We start from the raw sequence: 18,611 nt of genomic DNA, 5'->3' as shown, positions 1-18,611 counted from the left end.
CTCCGAATGCGAAGCCACGCCTTGCGCTTGCTACGGCCGCGCGCTGACGATCAACAGGCGTCGGAGCAGGCCATGCCCGGGCACCCGAGGAACTGGCTTTGCCAGGCCTCTGGGTGCGCCCCCTCCAAGCCGAAGGCGACCGCGAAGCGGCATGGGGATGTCAGCGCGCGATGTACGAGCCCGACTTCCCGCCGTGCTTCTCCAGCACCTGCACACCGTCGATCACCATGCCGCGGTCGGCCGCCTTGCACATGTCGTAGATGGTCAGCAGCGCCACCTGCACGGCGGTGAGTGCTTCCATCTCGACGCCCGTCGGGCCCACCGTCTCGACCGTCGCGCGGCAGCGCACGGCGGGCACGTCGCCCGGCTCGGTCTCGAACTCGACCGCCACGCGGGTGATGGCCAGCGGATGGCACAGCGGGATCAGGTCGCTGGTCTTCTTGGCCGCCTGGATGCCGGCGATGCGCGCCACGCCCAGCACGTCGCCCTTCTTGGCCGTGCCCGACTCGACCAGCGCCAGCGTGGCCGCCTGCATGCGGATGCGCCCTTCCGCGATCGCGGTGCGGTGCGTGGCCGGCTTGGCCGCCACGTCCACCATGTGGGCCTGGCCCTGGGCGTCGAAATGGGTGAGGGGTGAGGACATGGGGCTGAACGATCCGGCGGGAGGCGCATCATACGGGCCGGAAAAAGCCACCGATGCCGCGTCCGATGCCGTCTTCTGCCACCCTCCGCGACATGCCTGCCCCGCCGTCCGCCGCTGCGCGCGGTATCTCTTCGCTGCCTGGGCCGCGACGACCGCGGCGGGCTGCGCGCGTCGCGCTGGCCGTGGCCCTGGCGGGCGCCCAACTCACTGCTGTGCCCCTCCATGCCCAGACCCTGACGCCGGCCCGCCCGCTGCCCGGCCTGGGCGATGGCGCCGAAATGAGCACCGGCACCGAGCGCGAACTGGGCGACCGCATCGCCCGCGAGCTCTACCGTGACCCGGATTTCATCGACGACCCGGTGCTCGCCGACTACGTCCAGGGCATCTGGCAGCCGCTGCTGGCCGCGGCCCGCCAGCGCGGCGAGCTCACGCCCGAGCTGGACGAACGCTTCGCCTGGGTGCTGCTGATCGGCCGCGACCGCAGCATCAATGCTTTCGCGTTGCCCGGCGGCTACCTCGGCGTGAACACGGGGCTCATCGCCGTGGTGGGCAGCCGCGACGAGCTCGCCTCGGTGCTGGCCCACGAGCTCACCCACGTCACGCAGCGACACATCTCGCGCATGCTCACGCAGCAGAGCCGGCAGATGCCGCTGATGCTGGCGGCCATGCTGCTGGGCGGCCTGGCGATGAGCAAGAGCGGCCGCAGCGGTGGCGACCTGGGCTCGGCCATGATGGTGGGCGGCCAGGCCATGGCCATGCAGAAGCAGCTGGACTTCTCCCGCGACATGGAGCGCGAGGCCGACCGCATCGGCTTCGGCGTGATGAGCCAGGCCGGCTTCGCGCCGCAGGGCGCCGCCGTCATGTTCGAGAAGCTGCAGTACGCCTCGCGGCTGAACGACAACGGCAGCTATCCCTACCTGCGCAGCCACCCGCTGACCAGCGAGCGCATCACCGAGATGCAGGCGCGCGTGCAGTTCCGCGAAGGGGCGCCCCCGCCGACCGTGGCCCTGACACCCGAGCACGCCATGATCGCGGCCCGTGCCCGCGTGCTGGGCCGCCCGGGCGTGGACCTGCTGCGCCAGTGGGTGCAGGCCGCGCAGGGCAGCACGGCACCTGCCAGTGCGGCCACCGCCGGCACCCTCTATGCGGGCGCCATGGCCGCCAGGGAGCTGCGCGATCTGCCCGCTGCGCGCAGCCTGGCGCAGAAGCTGCGCACGCAGGTCGGCACGGCCGGCGAGCCGGCCCGGCTGGCGCGGCTGCTGGCGGCCGAGATCGAGATGGGCGCCGGCAATGCGCCCGCGGCGGTCGCGCTGCTCGACGTGCGCGCCAGGACCCGTGGCGAGATGCTGATGGCCGGCCAGGCCGCCCTGCTGACCCGGACCCATGCCGCGGAGGCCGCGCCGGTGCTGCGCGACTGGGTGGCCACGCATCCGCGCGACGCGACCGTGTGGCGGCTGCTCGGCGGGCTGTACGACGTGGAAGGCGACACCCTGCGCGCCATCCGCGCCGAAGCCGAGGCGCAGGTCGCCCAGCTGGACTACGTGGCGGCACGCGACCGCTTCCGCGCGGCCCAGGACTACGTGCGCGAGACCACCGCCAAGGGCGGCCGCGTCGACCACATCGAGGCCTCGATCGTGGACGTGCGTGCGCGCGAGATCGAACGCCTCGCGCGCGAGCAGATGGAAGAGAAGCCGATGTAGGCTGGCCGCGTCAGCGCCGCAGCAACAAGGATCGAGTGGCCGCGGAGCAGGCCATGCCAGGGCACCCGAGGAACCGGCTTTGCCGGGCCTCTGGGTGCGCCCCCCTCCAAGCCGAAGGCGCCAGTGAGGGGGGGAGCCGCAAAGCGGCATGGGGGGTGTTTCACTATTCAGCGCCGGCTGGCGCCGATGGCGGCCTCGATGATCACGCCGAAGATCGAGTACAGCAGCGAGCCGAACAGCGCCGCCCAGAAGCCGTCGACATGGAAACCGGGGAGCAGTCCCGAGGCCATCCAGAAGATCAGCGCGTTCACGACGAAGAGGAACAGCCCGAGCGTGACCAGCGTGACCGGCAGGGTCAGGATCACCAGCACGGGCCGCACGAAGACGTTGAGCAGCGCGAGCACGGCCGCGGCGATCATCGCGCTGCCGAATCCCGAGATCTGCACCCCGCCATAGAGGTAGGTGACCATCAGCAGCGCCAAGGCGCTGAGCACCCATTTGAGGATCAATCGCATGGCGCCAGCATAGCCGGTGGACCTGACGGCGGGCAGCATGCCGGCCCGGCCGGCACGCCGCTCAGTCAGCCAGGCCGGACGCCAGCAGCAGGAAGGCGGCCAGCCCCGCCAGGCCACCCGGCAGCGCACGTGCGCCCGGAACGAGCGGACGGCGAGGCGCCGAATCCGCCGCCGCCGGCACCAGGGGCTCCATGGCCGAGCCGATGCGGGGACGGCGCGCATCCACCACGCGGGCCGCGCCGTGCTCCAGATGCAGACGCTGCGTCAGTTCGACCAGCGGCCCCTTGGCCAGCACGGCGGTGGTCTGCGCGCCCTCGCGGGCCAGCAGGGGCCCCAGCGCTTCCTGCACGCGGGCGAACCACTTGGCGCGCCAGTTCTCGCGCGCGCTGTGGCTCACCCACTTGCTGATGCGGTGGGTCATGCGCGGCGCGCAGGCCACCACGATCCAGTGCCGGTCCGGCGCGGCCGGTGCCAGCTGGTCCAGGTGTTCCACGGCATAGGCCGCGTCGTCCACGTACAGGATGATCTTGTCCATCGAGGGGCTCCTTGGGCCGGGAAAGTGGGGATGACAGAAGGAGGCCGGCCCACCGAAAAGGTTCAGCCGGCCTCGGGCGCGATCAATGCACGGCCACCTGCTTGCTGCGGCGGGCCAGCACGGCCTTGCCGATGGCCAGCACCAGCAGCGCGCCAGCGATCTGGGCACCATACCTGATCACGTCGGTCTGCGGCAGCTTCAGCATCCACTGCCAGCGGTCGGGGTTGGCCAGCACCGGATCGGTGACCAGCATGCCGCCGGCGATCCAGCCCAGCAGCATGCCGCCGAGGGTGATGATCAGCGGATAGCGCTCCATCAGCTTGATGACCAGCTGGCTGCCCCAAACGATGATCGGGATCGAGATCACGAGGCCCAGCACCACCAGCAGCAGCGAGTGGTCGCCGGCGTTCTGGGCGGCGCCGGCGATGGCGATGACGTTGTCCACGCTCATCACCAGGTCGGCCACGATGATGGTCTTGATGGCGGCGAACAGGCGGTCGCTGCTCGCGACCTCGCCGTGGCCCTCTTCATCGGGCGCCAGCAGCTTGATGCCGATCCACACCAGCAGCAATGCGCCGACCAGCTTCAGGAAGGGCAGATTCAGCAGCGTCATCGCGAAGGCGATGAGCACCACCCGCAGGATGATGGCACCGGCGGTGCCCCAGATGATGCCCTTGGTGCGCTGCGCGGGCGGCAGCTTGCGGCAGGCCAGCGCGATCACGACCGCGTTGTCGCCACCCAGCAGGATGTCGATGATGATGATCTGCCCGAGTGCGACCCAGAACTCGGGAGAAGTCAGAAAGTCCATAGATTCCTCAATACCTGTGACCGATGAGCAGGCGGCTGGCGCCTGCCGGGGAGGGCAGCCCGCTGCGGGCTGATCGAGGAAGGTGCACCGAGGGGTGCACCATGGAACCGAAGGACGGCCTTGATCAGCCCGAAGCGGGCTCATCAAAGGTCTTGCTCGGAACGGCTCCTTTGCGGATACCGGACCCGGAACTGCCGGAAGCTTGCGCTTCGTACTGACGACAGGACCGACAGCGCCGGCGTGGGGCCGGGCCGGGAGCTACTCCCCTTCGAACGGCGCGATTGGAACACAGCGCCCTCGCGAGGCGCAAGGCGGGAACCATGGCGATAAGATCGCCGGCCCTCATTTCGATCAAGACGGCATTCCGGCCGTCGCGGTCGCCACGTTTCCTCCTGCATGGCCGGCATCCACATCACCGACATCGAGGCCGCCATCAACCACTGGCGGCGACTGAAGCCATCGCCCGACGGCATCAGCCTGGCACCCGAGGTGCGCGCGCTGGCCGAGGTCTATGCGCTGATGGTCTTCCACCGCGAGGACGAGGCCGACGAGTTCGGCTTTCCGCCGAAGGCCTGGGCGGCGTGGGCGGCCTGGTATGAGACCACCCCCGACACGCCGTGCATCGCCATCTGCTCGACCAGCCAGGGCGACGACGAATGCAAGGGCTGCGGCCGCAGCTTCGACGAGGTGCAGCACTGGCCTGCGATGAGCCCGGCCGAGAAGCGGCAGACCTGGCGCCGCATCACCATGCAGGACACGGCGTGGCGCTTCAACCGCTATGCCGAACGTGCGCGTGAGGCGGATGCGCCTGCCGCAGACGAGCCGCCGCCCTCGGACCCCGCCGCGCCGGCGGTCGGCGATCCGACACCCTGAGCGAATCCCCGTACGCCCATGCGCCGCCTGGCCCAGGCCCCCAATCTGGCATTGGCCACCCTGTGGGCCGATGCCCTGCGGGCACAGGGGCTGTCGGTGAGCGTGCAGCGCGAGTACCTGGGCGCCGCCGCCGGCCAGTTGCCGCCGGACCAGTGCCTGCCGGAGCTGTGGGTCGAGCACGACGACGACCACAGCCGCGCCCTGCGCCTGCTGGGCGCGCTGCAGCGACCCCCGCAGCGCCAGTGGCACTGCCGCTGCGGGGAGTTCGTGGAAGGCGGCTTCGAGCAGTGCTGGAACTGCGGCGCGCCGATGCCGGGGCTTTGAGCGCCCTACTGCCCCCCAACAGCTCTACGTAGGCAGTCGCCGAGGGCTCTCGGCACGCCACGCCAGGGCACCCGAGGAACTGGCTCCGCCAGGCCTCTGGGTGCGCCCCCCTCCGAGCCGAAGGCGACAGAGAGGGGGGAGCCGCGAAGCGGCATGGGGGGTGTTCATTTCAAGCGCTGGGGTTCGATGTCGACGGAGCGCTCGCCGTCGCCAAGCATCAGCACGCCCTCCTGGACCGTGGCCTGCAACTGCATGCTGCGCTGGGCCAAGGCTGCCAACTGCTGCGACGCAGCCGTCGGAATGCGCCAGACCTGCAGGTTCTGCGGCCGGGTCAGCTTGGTCTCGATGCCGCGCCACCAGACCTCGGCGGAGCTGGCGAAGGCGTAAACCACCACCTGGTCCGCCTTGCCGCAGGCCTTGGTCACCGGCTTGTCCTCGGGCTGGCCCACCTCGATCCACAGCCGCGTGCGACCGGTGAAGTCGCGCAGCCAGACGTCGGGCTCGTCCGGGTCGGACAGGCCGGCGCCGAAGGCCAGCTGGCCGTCGCCGCCGCACATGGCCTGCAGCTGGTGCGCCTGAAGGGCCAGCGCCGCTAGGCGGATCATCATGCGTTCGTCGGTCTCGCTCGGATGGCGGGCCAGGGTCAGCGCATGGTCGGCGTAGTAGCCGTGGTCGATGTCGGCCACGGCCAGGTTGGCCTTGAAGATGGTGGACTTGAGCGCCATCAGGCTTGGCCGCCGCCCACGCGTCGGGCCAGCTCGGCCGCCTTGCCGGTGTAGCTGCCGGGCGTCATCGCCAGCAGTCGCTCCTTCTCGGCCTCGGGGATCTCGAGCGAGCGGATCAGCCCGTGCAGCGCCTCGGCCGTCACCGCCTGGCCGCGGGTCACTTCCTTGAGCTTCTCGTAGGCGCCCGCCACGCCGTAGCGGCGCATCACGGTCTGGATCGGCTCGGCCAGCACTTCCCAGCTGCTGTCCAGATCCTCGGCCAGGGCCGCTTCGTTGAGCTCCAGCTTGCCCAGGCCGGTGGCCAGGCTGGCATACGCCAGCACGGCATAGCCGAAGGCCACGCCAACGTTGCGCAGCACGGTCGAATCGGTCAGGTCGCGCTGCCAGCGGCTGATGGGCAGCTTTTCCGACAGGTGGCGCAGCAGCGCATTGGCCAGGCCCAGGTTGCCTTCGGCGTTCTCGAAGTCGATCGGATTGACCTTGTGCGGCATGGTCGACGAGCCGATCTCGCCCGCCTTGAGCCGCTGCTTGAAGTAGCCCAGGCTGATGTAGCCCCACACATCGCGCGAGAAGTCGACCAGGATGGTGTTGGCCCGCGCCAGCGCGTCGAACAGCTCGGCCATGTAGTCGTGCGGCTCGATCTGGATGCTGAAGGGCTGGAAGACCAGACCCAGGCCCTGCGGCGCCGGCGTCTCGACCACCTTGCGGCTGAAGGCCTCCCAGTCGAAGTCGGGCCAGGCGGCCAGGTGGGCGTTGTAGTTGCCCACGGCGCCGTTCATCTTGCCCATGAGCTTGACCGCGGCGATCTGCTCGCGCGCCTTGGCCAGGCGCACCGCGACGTTGGCGATCTCCTTGCCCACGGTCGTCGGGCTGGCGGTCTGGCCGTGGGTGCGGCTGAGCATGGGCACGGCGGCGAAGTCCCCAGCCATCTTGCGCAGCGTGGCGAGGATGCCGTCCAGCGCCGGCAGCACCACCTGGTCGCGCGCGGCCTGGATCTGCAGCGCATGGCTGGTGTTGTTGATGTCCTCGCTGGTGCAGGCGAAGTGCACGAACTCGGCGGCGGACTCCAGCTCGGGCCGGGCCTCGAACTTGGACTTGATCCAGTACTCCACGGCCTTGACGTCGTGGTTGGTGGTCTTCTCGATCTCCTTGATGGCCAGCGCGTCGGCCTCGGAGAAGTGCGAGACCAGGCCCATCAGGTACTTGCGGGCGCCCGGCGTCAGCGGCTTGAACTCGGCGAAACCGGCATCGGACAGGGCGATGAACCAGGCCACTTCGACCTGGACGCGGCGGTGCATGTAGCCCTGCTCGCTCATCAGCGGGCGAAGCGGCGCGAGCTTGCCGGCATAGCGGCCATCGAGGGGCGAAAGGGCGGAAACGGGCGCGAAACTCATCCCGGGATTGTAGGTGGCGCCTTGGCGGCAGGCGCCTGGGGCGGCCCGGCGGCGCTCCCTCTAGAATCCGCCGCGCCCCGCCTCCCCTGGCCCACTTTCGAGGATCCTGCCTGCATGAAACTCATCGGATCGACGTCCAGCCCCTACGTGCGTAAGGTGCGCGTCGTCATGGCCGAGAAGCGCCTGGACTACGAGTTCGTGCAGGAAGACGTGTGGGCCGACGACACCACCATCGCCACCTCCAACCCCCTGGGCAAGGTGCCCTGCCTGGTGATGGACGGCGGCGACGCCATGTTCGACTCGCGCGTGATCGTCGAGTACCTCGACACCCTGTCGCCGGTGGGCAAGCTCATCCCCGCCTCGGGCCGGGAGCGCGCCGAGGTGAAGACCTGGGAAGCCCTGGCCGACGGCGTGATGGACGCCGGGGTGCTCTGGCGCATGGAAGCCGTCTGGCCCAAGCGCGCCGACAGCGAGCGTAGCCAGGCCTGGATGGACCGCCAGCGCGGCAAGGTCGAGGCCGGCATCGCCGCCATGGCCAAGGGCCTGGGCGACAAGCCCTTCTGCAGCGGCATCCATCTGAGCCTTTCGGACATCGCGGTCGTTTGCGCCCTAGACTGGATCGGCTTCCGCTTTCCCGACCTGGACTGGCGGGCGGAGCATCCTTCGCTGGCCCGCCTGTGCGACAAGCTCCACCAGCGGCCGAGCATCAAGGACACGGCCCCCCGCTGAGCGCCGCCTCACCCGTCGCAGCGGCGCCCCTGCGCCAAAGAAAAAGGCGCGATGGAAATCGCGCCTCGGGGAGGGCACTGCGACGCTGCCGGGCACCGGTGCCAATTGTTAAAAAGATGCTGCGAGATATCCCGACACGAAGGAGGGAGGGAGGGAGGAGGAGAAGAGTCGCCTCGGGATGCTTCGACCGGCTCTGAATCCGGAAGATCTCGCAGCATCGAAAACCGTTGAGCGGAATGGTCCGCGCTCACCCTTTCTCCGAGCGTAGGCCGACTTCCATGGTTCCCGTGGGAGTCTGTAAATTTCCGTAAGCCCGTCTTCGCGGCACGGCGGAAGACCCCGCGGCGGCTCGGACAACGGCACCGATGCGCCCGGGCGACCGGGACAATGCAAGGTTCACCCACAGACCTTCGGACATGCTTTACCCCGATCTCTTCAAGCAGCTCGAATCGGTTCGCTGGGACATGGCGACCGACATCCCCTGGCAAGATTTCGACGGCGCGCGCCTTTCGGACGAACAGGCGCAGACCATCAAGATGAATGCCATCACCGAATGGGCGGCGCTGCCGGCGACCGAGATGTTCCTCCGGGACAACCGGCACGACAGCGACTTCAGCGCCTTCATGTCCATCTGGTTCTTCGAGGAGCAGAAGCATTCGCTGGTGCTGATGGAGTACCTGCGGCGCTTCCGCCCCGACTGCGTGCCCAGCGAGGAAGAACTCCATCAGGTGCGCTTCGACTTCGACCCCGCGCCGCCGCTGGAGACGCTGATGCTGCACTTCTGCGGCGAGATCCGGCTGAACCACTGGTACCGCCGCGCGGCCGAGTGGCACAGCGAGCCGGTCATCAAGCACATCTACACCACGCTCTCGCAGGACGAGGCGCGCCACGGCGGCGCCTACCTGCGCTACATGCGCCGTGCACTCGAGAAGTGCGGCGACGAGGCGCGTGCGGCTTTCGCCAAGGTGGGCGTGCTGATGGCCAGCGCCCGCCGCACCGCCCAGGCGCTCCATCCGACCAACCTGCACGTCAACAAGGCGCTGTTCCCGCGCGACACGGTGCAAAGCCGCATGCCCGATCCGGACTGGCTGGAACACTGGCTCGACCAGCAGATCCGCTTCGACGCCGTGTGGGAAGGCAAGGTGGGCGAGCGCATCCTGCACAACCTGGGGCTGCTGTTCAACCGCAGCTTCAAGACGGTGCAGGACCTGAATCGCTACCGCAAGGAACTGACGAGCCGGATCGGCTCGCCGGCCGGACCCGCCCCGCAGGGCACCTGAGCCGCACTCGGCCGCTGCGCCCGGATCGGCCCGGGGCGGAAGCCGTCGGGGCAGGCCTTCAGCGGCGTTCCACCGCGAAGGGCGACAGGCCCAGCGCACCGCGCAGGGGTCCGACCGCCGCCTGGGCGGCGTCGCGCGTGGCATAGGGGCCGACCTGCACCTTGTGCGCCCCCGCTTCTTCGACGATACGCAGGCGGCCCGCCAGTTCGGGCTGGGAGGCGGCCACGCGCGCCAGCAGCGTCTGCGCCCCATCGCGTTCGCGGAAGGCACCGAGTTGCATCCATACGCCTGCAGCGATGGCTGACGAGGCAGACGCTGCCGCGCCTGCGGCGGACGGTGGCGACACGCCAGGGGCGGCCGCCGAGCCGGGCAGCGTTGCGGTCGGTGCAGCAGGCGAGGCTGGCGCAGCAGCCGCGGGCGCCGGCACAGGCGCTGGCGTCATCGGCGCCAGGGGCGCGACTTCCATGTTGCGGAAACGCGGCGGCGGCTCGGCGGGCAGTGACGCTGCAGGCGCAATGGCTGCTGGCAGTTCGGGCCCCGCTGGTGCAGGTGCCGCATCGCTGGTCACGGCCGTGGACGCCTGGGCCAGCCGCCAGACCGGCACGGGTGCGGATGTCGAAGGCGACGCCGCTGCGTTCGACGGGACCGCCGCGACCGGCTGCACCCAGGCCGCCGGCACTGGCACTGGCACGGCCTCGGCCTGCGCCGACGACGCCACCGCTCGTGACGACGCGACGGCCGTCGGCGCCGCGGCCAGCTGCGTGTCCGACGGCCGGCGCCAGGCGCCGGTGCGGATCGCCTCGTTGGTCAGCCGCTCCACTTCCACCGGCGCCACGCCGCGCAGCAGGTCCAGCCGCAGCGCCGCCGTGTAGCTCAGGTCGATGATGCGGTCGTCGCGGAAGGGGCCGCGGTCGTTCACCCGCACGATCACCTCGCGCCCGTTGGCCGGGTTGCGCACCCGCGCGTAACTCGGCAACGGCATGGTGCGATGGGCGGCCGTCATGGCATACATGTCGTAGGGCTCGCCGTTCGCGGTGGAGCGCGCATGGAAACCCTGGCCGTACCAGGAGGCCAGACCGCGCTCGACCAGCGGCCGGTCGTCGGTGAGGGGCGTGTAGCTGCGGCCGGCGACGGTGTAGGGCCGGCTGGTCCCGCCCTCTGCGCGGATGGGCTCGACGCGAGGCTCGGCATCGGGCGTCTGCGCCAGGCCCGCGGGTGGATTGCGGGGCGGGCCATCGCGCGGCGCACTGGCGCATCCGGCCAGCACGGCGGCGACGCAGGCCGCCGTCCAGGTCGCCCACCGCAAAGGCATGCCGACGGGTGCGTGGCCGCGCATGCCCGCCTCAGCCAAAGACCGCCTCCCACAGCGCCAGCATGGCGGCGCGCTCGCGGGCCGCCAGCTCGGGCGGCACCTGCGTGGGCGCTTCGTCCAGCCGCGCGCGATGCTGCAGGCGGCGCAGCTCGCGGTAGGCATCGCCGGCTGCGCGGCCCACGCCGGCCGGCAGCAGGCCGGCGGCCTCGGCGCGTTGCAGCAGCGCGATGTTGCCCACGTTGTCCAGCAGCGCCGGTACCTCGCCCGAATGGGCCAGCACCAGGTACTGCACGGCGAACTCGGCGTCCACCATGCCGCCCGCGCTGTGCTTGACGTCGAAGCGGCCAGGGCGCACCGGGTGGGCGGCGCGCACCTTCTCGCGCATGGCGACGATCTCCTTGCGCAGGGCGGCACGGTCACGCGGGGCGGCGATGACGGCGTGACGCACCGCGTTGAAGCGCGCGCCCAGCTCCGCGCTGCCCAGCACATAGCGGGCGCGGGTCATGGCCTGGTGTTCCCAGGTCCAGGCGGTGTTGCTGCCGCGGCCCAGCTGGTACTTCTCGTAGGCGTCGAAGGTGATGGTCAGCAGGCCCGAGTTGCCGTTGGGCCGCAGCGCGGTGTCGATCTCGAACAGGTCGCCTTCGCGCGTCTTGATGGTCAGCCAGTTGATGAGCTTGCGCACGTAGGCCGCGTAGACCTCGGGCGCGCGCTCGTCCTCGTCTTCATAGACGAACACGATGTCCAGGTCGCTGCCGTAGCCCAGCTCCTTGCCGCCGAGCTTGCCGTAGCCGATGACGGCGAAGCGTGGCAGTTCGGCGTGCCGGTTGCGCACATGCGGCCAGCACCAGCGCGCGGTGATGGCCAGCACGGTGTCGGCCAGCGCACTCAGGTCGTCGGCCACTTGCTCCACCGTCAGCCGGCCTTCGAGGTCGCGCGCCAGGATGCGGAAGACTTCGGCATGGTGGGCGCGGCGCAACAGGTTCATCAGCGCCTCCTCGTCGGCCTCGCCGGTGCGCGAGAGCGAGCGGTGGCGGGCTTCCAGCTCGCCCTCGAACTCCGGGGCCGAGAAGCGCGCGGCCAGCATGTCGGGGCTGGCGAGTTCGTCGATCACGCCGGGGTGCTGCAGCAGGTAGCGCGCCGGCCACTTGGCCGCGCCCAGCAGGCGCAGCAGGCGCTCGTGCACGCCGGGGCGCTCGACCAGCAGCGCCAGGTAGCTTTCGCGGCGCAGCAGCGGCTCGATCCAGTCGGCCCATCGGAGCGCCGCGTCCACGGGATGGGCACAACGGTCGCCTGCGGTCGAGGCCTCGGCCTCCTGCAGCCAGCGGCCGGTGCGGATCACCAGTTGCCGCAGCCGCGCGCGGGCCTCGTCGCGCAGGGCGGCGATGCGCGGGTTGTCCGCCCAATGGCGCACGCGCTCGGCGAAGGGCGCGGGCAGGCTGGCCAGCAGCTCACCCAGATCCTGCGGCGCCGCACGCTGGCCGGCGCCGCCGCGCTGGCAGCTGCCGCCGCTGCAGCGCTTTTCGCCGCCGAGCAGCGTGTCGAATTCCTGGGCCACGAACTCGCGGTAGGTGTCCAGCTTCTCCAGGAAGGCACAGCAGTCCGGAAAGTCCAGCGTGGCGGAGATCCAGCGCAGGTCTTCGTCGGCCACGGGCAGCATGTGGGTCTGCTGGTCGTCCAGGTACTGGATGCGGTGCTCCACCTGGCGCAGGAAGCGGTAGGCGCGGTCGAGCTCGTCGGCCGTGGCCTGGGGCATGAGGCCGGCACGCGCCAGACGCTGCAGGGCGTCGAGCGTGGGCCGCGTGCGCAGCTCCGGAAACTGCCCGCCGCGCACCACCTGCAGCAGCTGCACGATGAATTCGATCTCGCGGATGCCGCCGCGCGAGAGCTTGACGTCATTGGCCCGCTCGGGTCGGCCAGCGCTGCGGCGCATGGCCTGCTCGCGGATCTGGCGGTGCAGCGAACGCAGCGCGTCGAACACGCTGTAGTCCAGGTAGCGGCGGAAGACGAAGGGCAGCACCACGCCGCGCAGGGCCTGGGCGCTGCCCGATTCGATGGCCGCCGTGGGCGCCACCACGCGGCTCTTGAGCCAGGCGAAGCGTTCCCATTCGCGGCCCTGGACCTGGAAGTACTCCTCCAGGGCATCGAGCGAGACCACGCTGGGGCCCGAGTTGCCGTTGGGCCGCAGCGCCAGGTCGACACGGAAGACGAAGCCGTGCTCGGTGGTGTCGCCCACCAGCTGGTAGATGCGCTTGACCGCGCGGCCGAAGTAGTCCTGGTTGGCGATGCTGCCGCGGCCCTGGGCGTCGCCAGCGGTGTCGCCGTCCTGGTCGTACAGGTAGATGAGGTCGATGTCGCTGGAGACGTTGAGTTCGCGCGCGCCCAGCTTGCCCATGCCCACGATCCACAGCTGGGCCCGCTGGCCGTCGGCGGTGCGTGGCGCGCCATGCACGGCGTCGAGTTCGGCGCAGGCCTCGCGGCAGGCGGTGTCGAGGGCGAACTCGGCCAGCTCGGTGACGGCCAGCAGCACTTCCTCGAGGGGCGCGCGCTCATCGCAGTCGCGGGCGATCAGGCGCTCCATGACCAGCTGGCGCACGATGCGCAGCGCATCGCCCGTGGGCCGGCCGGCCGCGCGCAATGCGGCGAGCGCGCTCTCCATATGGGGGCGGCGGGGCGCCCCGGGGGGCAGCAGCGTCAGTTCGTCGGCATAGCGCCGGCGCAGCCGCTGCACGAAACGAGAGCCCGATGAAAGCCCTCGCGAGGGCGGCATGGCGGCCGACGAGACAGCCGGCTGCGCATGCTCCGAAATCGGACGGTTTGAGGGGCCTTCTCCGCCGGCCGGCTCGGAACCGGGCCAGGGGCGGCCGGTCATAATTTCCGACACAGCGCGATCCTTCATGAATGTCACGACGCCATCTCCTCCACGTCTGCTCAGGATCGCAGCTGCCGCAGCACGCTGGCTGCTGGCCCTGGTGGTGGCCGGCTGGTTGCTCGTCGGCCTGTGCGTCGTCGTCCTACACGCGTGGATTGTGCCGCGGATCGGCGAGTGGCGCGGCGCGCTGGAGGCGCAAGCCAGCCGTCTCGCAGGGGTACCCGTTCGCATCGGCTCGCTGGAGGCGTACTCCAGGAGCCTGTTCCCGACCATCGAGCTGCACGACGTCGTGCTGGAAGACCCCGGCCGCGGCGAGGCGTTGCGGCTGGCGCGCGTCGTGGCCAGCGTGTCGCCGCGCTCCCTGTGGCACCGCGGCTTCGAGCAGCTCTACATCGAGCGGCCCGAGCTCGACGTGCGGCGCGATGCCGACGGCCGGCTGCGCATCGCCGGCGTGGTGCTCAACCCCGACGACCGCAAGGACGACAGCCCGGGCGCCGACTGGCTCTTCTCGCAGCGCGAAGTGGTGGTCGAGCACGGCACGGTGCGCTGGACCGACGAGACACGCGATGCGCCCACGCTCACGTTGGCAGACGTGCGCTTCGTGGTGCGCAACGGCGTGCGCAGCCATGCGATGCGACTGGACGCCACACCGCCGGAAGGCTGGGGGCAGCGCTTCTCCATCAATGGCCGCTTCCGCCAGCCGCTGCTGAGCCTGCGCAGCGGCGACTGGCGCGACTGGAGCGGCCAGCTCTATGCCGACCTGCCCGCCATCGACGTCACCCGGCTGGGCCAGTACGTCAAGCTCGACGCCCGCATCCGCGAGGGCTTGGGCGCCGTGCGGGCCTGGATCGACGTCGAATCCGGCCGGGCCGTGGGCGGCGCGGCCGACCTGGCCCTGTCGCGCATCGACGCCGTGCTCGGGGCCCAGCTCGAGCCCCTGCAACTGCGCGACCTGACCGGGCGCCTCGCGGTACGCGCCACCGACCAGCTGTTCGAGTTCTCGACCCAGAACCTGCAGTTCGCCACCGGCGATGGACAGCGCTGGCCCGGCGGCAACTTCTGGCTGCGCACGCACCCGGCCAACGGCCGCACGCCCGAGAGCGGCGCACTGCGGGCGGACCAGCTGGACCTGGGCGCGATGGCCCTCATTGCCGACCGGCTGCCCATCGGCACCCAGGTGCGGCGCCTGCTCGCGGTGCGGGCGCCGCGCGGCCTGCTCGAACACATCGAGGGCAGCTGGCAGGGCCCGGCCGATTCGCCCACGCGCTACCAGGCCAGGCTGCGCGTGAAGGGCCTGGCAGTGGCGGCGGACGGACGCAACGCCACGCCCGATGGCCACCACCTGGGTTCGCCTGGCGTGCGTGGCCTGGACGCCGAGGTCGACCTGAACCAGGCCGGCGGCACCGCCCGGTTGGCGATCCGCAACGGCGCGGTCGACGTGCCGGGCGTGTTCGAGGAACCCTCGGTGCCGGTCGACCGGCTCGACACCACCGTGCACTGGACCCGCAAGGACGAGGACATCGATGTGCGGCTGCCCGACCTGCGCCTGGCCAATGCCGACGCGGAAGGCAGCGCGCAGATCCGCTGGCACACCGGGCAGCCCGCACCCGCCGGGCAGGGCCGCTTTCCGGGCGTGCTCGATCTCACGGCGCAGCTCACCCGCGCCGACGGCACGCGCGTGCACCGCTACCTGCCGCTGGGCATCCCGGCCGAGACGCGCCACTACGTGCGCGACGCCGTGGTCAAGGGCCGCGCCAGCGACGTGCAGTTCCGCATCCGCGGCGACCTGCACCATGTGCCTTCGGCGGCGCCGCAGGACGCCTTCCGCATCACAGCCCAGGTGCAGGACGTGCACTTCAACTACGTGCCGCATGTGCCCACCGGCCACGCGGCCTGGCCGGCCGTCACCGGCCTGTCGGGCGAGCTGGTGTTCGACCGGCAGACGATGCAGGTGCTGAACGCCCGGGGCCGCATGGCGGGGGCGCCCTCCATCGAACTGGTCAAGGGCGAGGCCCGCATTCCCGACCTCGCCCATGCGCCCCGGCTGCTGCTGCAGTTGCAGGCCCGCGGCCCGGTGGCCGATCTGTTGCGCCAGGGCGCGCCGCTCACCGGCGACGCCCGCAGCTTCATCGGGGGCATCCAGGCCAGCGGCAACGCCGACTACCGCTTCGACATGGACATGCCGCTCACGCAGATGGCGCAGACGCAGGTCAAGGCCAGCGTCGCCCTGCCGGGCAACGACGTGCGGCTGGTGCCGAATTCGCCATCGTTCACGCAGGTCAAGGGCACGCTGCAGTTCACCGACAGCGGCTTCTCGCTGGCCGGCGTGCAGGCCCAGTTGGCCGGCGGCCCCATCCGCATCGAAGGCCAGGGCGGCTACGGCGGCACCACCAAGCCGCTTGCGCTCAAGGCCCAGGGCCAGTTCACGGCCGAAGGCCTGCGCACGGTGGAAGGCCAGCCCGAACTCAACGGTTTGGCCGGCCGGCTGCAGGGCGGCAGCAGCTACACGGCCAGCCTGCAGCTGCAGAACGGCGTCCCCGACTTCCAGTTCGAGAGCAGCCTGCAGGGTCTGGGCATGGACCTGCCGGCACCCCTGGGCAAATCTGCCGAAGCGACGCGCCCGCTTCGCCTCGGCCTGCGCCAGGCCGAGGAAGCGCGCCGCGGCCGCACCGAGACCATCGACGTGCGCCTGGGCGACGTGGCCTCGGCCGAGTACGTGCGCGAGCTCGACACGCCGCAGCCCACCGTGGTGCGCGGCGCGCTGCGTGTCGGCACGGCCGTGGCCGGCTCGAAGACGCTGCCGGCCAACGGCGTGCTGGCGCAGATCCACCTGGACGACATCGACGTGGACGCCTGGCGCGCCCTGGCGACGCAGAAGGCGCCGGCCGCCCCGGCCACGCCCGCACCGCCGGGCACCGCCCAGGCGGTGGCCGCCTCGCCCTGGCTGCCCAACCGCGTTGCGCTGCAGGCCGGCCGCCTGCAGGTGGCCGGCCGCACGCTGCACGATCTGACGGTGGACGGCACCATCGAAGGTAATCTGTACAAGGCCAAGGTGCAGGCCCGCGAGCTGAGCGGCAGCGTCGAGTACCGCAACCAGGCGCCCGCCCAGGTGAAGGCGCGGCTGGCCTACCTGCGCATCGCGCCGGGCGAGTCGCGCGAGCAGGTGGAGTCGCTGCTCGACACCGCCCCGCCCGAGGACCTGCCGGCGCTGGACGTGGTGGTGGACGACCTGGAACTGCTCGGCCGCCACCTGGGCCGGGCCGAGGTCGTGGCGGCCACGCAGTCCGCCGAAGGCGGCCGGCGCGAATGGCGGCTCGACAAGCTGGCCTTCACGCTGCCCGAGGCGCGCCTGGAGGCCAAGGGCCGCTGGGCACCGCCCACCTCCACGGGCGCCAAGCGCCACATGACGCTGGACTTCACGCTCGACATGCAGGATGCCGGCGCGCTGCTCGGCCGCTTCGGAATGCCCGGGGTGCTCGCCTCCGGCAAGGGGCAGCTCGGCGGTTCCGTGAACTGGCAGGGCTCGCCCTTCGACCTGGACCTGGCCTCGCTGGGCGGCCAGCTGCACGTGGACGTGACGAGCGGCCAGTTCCTCAAGGCCGAGCCCGGCATCGCCAAGCTGCTGGGCGTGATCAACCTGCAGGCGCTGCCGCGCCGGCTGACGCTGGACTTCCGCGACCTGTTCAGCGCCGGCTTCGCCTTCGACCAGATCCGCGGCGACGCGCGCATCGCCAACGGCATCGCCAGCACCAACAACCTGCAGATGAAGGGTGTGAATGCCGCCGTCTTCATGGACGGCTCGGCCGACATCGCGCACGAGACGCAGCAGCTGCGGGTGGTGGTGATTCCCGAGATCAACGCCGGCACGGCCGCGCTGGTGGCCACGGCCATCAACCCGGCGGTGGGCCTGGGCACCTTCCTGGCGCAGATGGTGTTGAGCCGTCCGCTGGTGGCCGCCACCACGCAGGAGTTCCTGATCGACGGCACCTGGGCCGATCCGCGCGTGGTCAAGGTGCCGCGCGCGGCGGCACAACCGGGCGCCGGCACTGCCACCGACAACGAAGCCAAACCATGAAGATCGCCGCCATCCAGATGGTCTCGGGCCCCGTGCGCGAGGACAACCTCGCGCGGGCCCGCGCCCTGCTCGCCCAGGCCGCCGAGGCGGGTGCCGAACTGGCCGCGCTGCCCGAGTATTTCTGCCTCATGGGCCACCGCGACACCGACAAGCTGCCGCTGCGCGAAGCGCCCGGCCAGGGGCCCGTGCAGGACTTCCTGGCGGCCTGCGCCCGCGAGTTCGGCCTGTGGATCGTGGGCGGCACGCTGCCCCTGCAGGCGGCGGACGAGGCCCATGTGTTCAACACCTCGCTCGCCTATGCGCCGACGGGCGACTGCGTGGCGCGCTACGACAAGATCCATCTCTTCTGCTTCGACAACGGCCGCGAGCGCTACGACGAGTCGCGCGTCATCGCACCCGGCGGCACGCCGACGCTGTTCGAGCTGCCCTCGCGCGACGGCCACCGCTGGAAGGTGGGCCTCTCGGTCTGCTACGACCTGCGCTTTCCGGAGCTGTACCGCCAGCTGTCGGCCCAGGGCGCCGAGTTGCTGCTGGTGCCCGCCGCCTTCACCCACACCACCGGCCAGGCCCACTGGGAGCTGCTACTGCGCGCCCGCGCGGTCGAGAACCTGGCCTTCGTGGCCGCGCCTGCCCAGGGCGGCCGGCACGAGAACGGCCGGCGCACCTGGGGCCAGACGCTGGTGGCCGAGCCCTGGGGCCAGATGCTGGCCGAACGTCGCGACGAGGGCGAAGGCGTGGTGATCGCCGAACTGGACATCGCGCGCCTGGCCGCCTGCCGCGAACAGCTGCCGGCGCTGGGCCACCGCGTGCTGTGAGCCGGGCCCTTCGT

15 protein-coding genes are annotated in these 18,611 nt (G+C 71.0%); 7 read left to right on the top strand and 8 right to left on the bottom strand.

What is annotated here, in order from left to right:
* Nucleotides 1–160 precede the first annotated feature (160 nt).
* The gene (moaC, locus tag ABIC63_RS06950) at nucleotides 161–643 is read right to left on the bottom strand and encodes a cyclic pyranopterin monophosphate synthase MoaC (protein WP_354319188.1); all 483 of its coding nucleotides are present in this window, start codon (nucleotides 641–643) and stop codon (nucleotides 161–163) included.
* A gap of 92 nt (nucleotides 644–735) precedes the next feature.
* Between moaC and ABIC63_RS06945 the strand changes: the two genes are divergently transcribed.
* A complete protein-coding gene (locus ABIC63_RS06945) occupies nucleotides 736–2,343 on the top strand; it encodes a M48 family metalloprotease (protein ID WP_502935852.1) in 1,608 nt (535 codons plus the stop codon).
* A gap of 167 nt (nucleotides 2,344–2,510) precedes the next feature.
* On the opposite strand, the gene ABIC63_RS06940 is transcribed toward ABIC63_RS06945, so the two are convergent.
* From ABIC63_RS06940 to ABIC63_RS06930, 3 genes are all read right to left on the bottom strand, one after another.
* Nucleotides 2,511–2,858, bottom strand: a complete 348-nt coding sequence (locus ABIC63_RS06940) for a phage holin family protein (protein WP_043114101.1) — start codon at nucleotides 2,856–2,858, stop codon at nucleotides 2,511–2,513.
* Nucleotides 2,859–2,919: 61 nt separating this feature from the next.
* Nucleotides 2,920–3,393, bottom strand: a complete 474-nt coding sequence (locus ABIC63_RS06935) for a hypothetical protein (protein WP_354319187.1) — start codon at nucleotides 3,391–3,393, stop codon at nucleotides 2,920–2,922.
* 82 nt (nucleotides 3,394–3,475) lie between these two features.
* Nucleotides 3,476–4,201, bottom strand: coding sequence for a TerC family protein (locus ABIC63_RS06930; protein ID WP_354319186.1), 726 nt, complete (start codon nucleotides 4,199–4,201; stop codon nucleotides 3,476–3,478).
* A 396-nt stretch (nucleotides 4,202–4,597) separates the two neighbouring features.
* Here ABIC63_RS06930 and ABIC63_RS06925 point away from each other — a divergent pair, with 396 nt between their 5' ends.
* Together ABIC63_RS06925 and ABIC63_RS06920 are read left to right on the top strand one after the other, a co-directional pair.
* Nucleotides 4,598–5,074, top strand: coding sequence for a DUF3717 domain-containing protein (locus ABIC63_RS06925; RefSeq protein WP_294366036.1), 477 nt, complete (start codon nucleotides 4,598–4,600; stop codon nucleotides 5,072–5,074).
* An 18-nt stretch (nucleotides 5,075–5,092) separates the two neighbouring features.
* Nucleotides 5,093–5,398: a putative signal transducing protein gene (locus ABIC63_RS06920; protein WP_294366037.1), complete on the top strand. Its 306-nt coding sequence runs from the start codon at nucleotides 5,093–5,095 to the stop codon at nucleotides 5,396–5,398.
* Between the two features lie 164 nt (nucleotides 5,399–5,562).
* On the opposite strand, the gene ABIC63_RS06915 is transcribed toward ABIC63_RS06920, so the two are convergent.
* Nucleotides 5,563–6,123, bottom strand: coding sequence for a YaeQ family protein (locus ABIC63_RS06915; RefSeq protein WP_354319185.1), 561 nt, complete (start codon nucleotides 6,121–6,123; stop codon nucleotides 5,563–5,565).
* Entirely contained in the window at nucleotides 6,123–7,517 is a 1,395-nt protein-coding gene (gene purB / locus ABIC63_RS06910; RefSeq protein WP_076504976.1) for an adenylosuccinate lyase, read from the bottom strand. The genes ABIC63_RS06915 and purB overlap by 1 nt, the downstream gene beginning before the upstream one ends.
* A 114-nt stretch (nucleotides 7,518–7,631) precedes the next feature.
* Here purB and ABIC63_RS06905 point away from each other — a divergent pair, with 114 nt between their 5' ends.
* Both ABIC63_RS06905 and ABIC63_RS06900 read left to right on the top strand, forming a co-directional pair.
* Nucleotides 7,632–8,246 carry a glutathione S-transferase N-terminal domain-containing protein gene (locus ABIC63_RS06905; protein ID WP_294366043.1) on the top strand — a complete coding sequence of 205 codons (615 nt, stop codon included), beginning with the start codon at nucleotides 7,632–7,634 and terminating at the stop codon, nucleotides 8,244–8,246.
* Nucleotides 8,247–8,662: 416 nt separating this feature from the next.
* A complete protein-coding gene (locus tag ABIC63_RS06900; RefSeq protein WP_294366045.1) occupies nucleotides 8,663–9,526 on the top strand; it encodes a ferritin family protein in 864 nt (287 codons plus the stop codon).
* 58 nt (nucleotides 9,527–9,584) lie between these two features.
* On the opposite strand, the gene ABIC63_RS06895 is transcribed toward ABIC63_RS06900, so the two are convergent.
* Both ABIC63_RS06895 and glnE read right to left on the bottom strand, forming a co-directional pair.
* Nucleotides 9,585–10,838 (bottom strand): septal ring lytic transglycosylase RlpA family protein, encoded by a 1,254-nt coding sequence (locus ABIC63_RS06895; RefSeq protein ID WP_354319184.1) that lies wholly within the window; start codon nucleotides 10,836–10,838, stop codon nucleotides 9,585–9,587.
* 31 nt (nucleotides 10,839–10,869) lie between these two features.
* On the bottom strand, nucleotides 10,870–13,605 hold the full coding sequence (gene glnE, locus ABIC63_RS06890; protein ID WP_354319183.1) for a bifunctional [glutamate--ammonia ligase]-adenylyl-L-tyrosine phosphorylase/[glutamate--ammonia-ligase] adenylyltransferase: 2,736 nt from the start codon (nucleotides 13,603–13,605) through the stop codon (nucleotides 10,870–10,872).
* 127 nt (nucleotides 13,606–13,732) lie between these two features.
* On the opposite strand from glnE, the gene ABIC63_RS06885 reads away from it, so the two are divergent.
* Together ABIC63_RS06885 and ABIC63_RS06880 are read left to right on the top strand one after the other, a co-directional pair.
* Nucleotides 13,733–17,782, top strand: coding sequence for a YhdP family protein (locus ABIC63_RS06885; protein ID WP_354319182.1), 4,050 nt, complete (start codon nucleotides 13,733–13,735; stop codon nucleotides 17,780–17,782).
* A complete protein-coding gene (locus ABIC63_RS06880) occupies nucleotides 17,779–18,597 on the top strand; it encodes a carbon-nitrogen hydrolase family protein (protein WP_354319181.1) in 819 nt (272 codons plus the stop codon). The genes ABIC63_RS06885 and ABIC63_RS06880 overlap by 4 nt, the downstream gene beginning before the upstream one ends.
* Nucleotides 18,598–18,611 lie beyond the last annotated feature (14 nt).

This window comes from Pseudacidovorax sp. 1753 (assembly GCF_040544975.1).
Classification (GTDB): Bacteria; Pseudomonadota; Gammaproteobacteria; order Burkholderiales; family Burkholderiaceae_C; genus Xenophilus.
This window is presented reverse-complemented; position numbering and strand designations above follow the sequence as displayed.

Coding starts and splice junctions, on each gene's coding strand:
- moaC (WP_354319188.1), bottom strand. CDS start 643: ATGTCCTCACCCCTCACCCATTTCGACGCCCAGGGCCAGGCCCACATG.
- ABIC63_RS06945 (WP_502935852.1), top strand. CDS start 736: ATGCCTGCCCCGCCGTCCGCCGCTGCGCGCGGTATCTCTTCGCTGCCT.
- ABIC63_RS06940 (WP_043114101.1), bottom strand. CDS start 2,858: ATGCGATTGATCCTCAAATGGGTGCTCAGCGCCTTGGCGCTGCTGATG.
- ABIC63_RS06935 (WP_354319187.1), bottom strand. CDS start 3,393: ATGGACAAGATCATCCTGTACGTGGACGACGCGGCCTATGCCGTGGAA.
- ABIC63_RS06930 (WP_354319186.1), bottom strand. CDS start 4,201: ATGGACTTTCTGACTTCTCCCGAGTTCTGGGTCGCACTCGGGCAGATC.
- ABIC63_RS06925 (WP_294366036.1), top strand. CDS start 4,598: ATGGCCGGCATCCACATCACCGACATCGAGGCCGCCATCAACCACTGG.
- ABIC63_RS06920 (WP_294366037.1), top strand. CDS start 5,093: ATGCGCCGCCTGGCCCAGGCCCCCAATCTGGCATTGGCCACCCTGTGG.
- ABIC63_RS06915 (WP_354319185.1), bottom strand. CDS start 6,123: ATGGCGCTCAAGTCCACCATCTTCAAGGCCAACCTGGCCGTGGCCGAC.
- purB (WP_076504976.1), bottom strand. CDS start 7,517: ATGAGTTTCGCGCCCGTTTCCGCCCTTTCGCCCCTCGATGGCCGCTAT.
- ABIC63_RS06905 (WP_294366043.1), top strand. CDS start 7,632: ATGAAACTCATCGGATCGACGTCCAGCCCCTACGTGCGTAAGGTGCGC.
- ABIC63_RS06900 (WP_294366045.1), top strand. CDS start 8,663: ATGCTTTACCCCGATCTCTTCAAGCAGCTCGAATCGGTTCGCTGGGAC.
- ABIC63_RS06895 (WP_354319184.1), bottom strand. CDS start 10,838: ATGCCTTTGCGGTGGGCGACCTGGACGGCGGCCTGCGTCGCCGCCGTG.
- glnE (WP_354319183.1), bottom strand. CDS start 13,605: ATGCCGCCCTCGCGAGGGCTTTCATCGGGCTCTCGTTTCGTGCAGCGG.
- ABIC63_RS06885 (WP_354319182.1), top strand. CDS start 13,733: ATGAATGTCACGACGCCATCTCCTCCACGTCTGCTCAGGATCGCAGCT.
- ABIC63_RS06880 (WP_354319181.1), top strand. CDS start 17,779: ATGAAGATCGCCGCCATCCAGATGGTCTCGGGCCCCGTGCGCGAGGAC.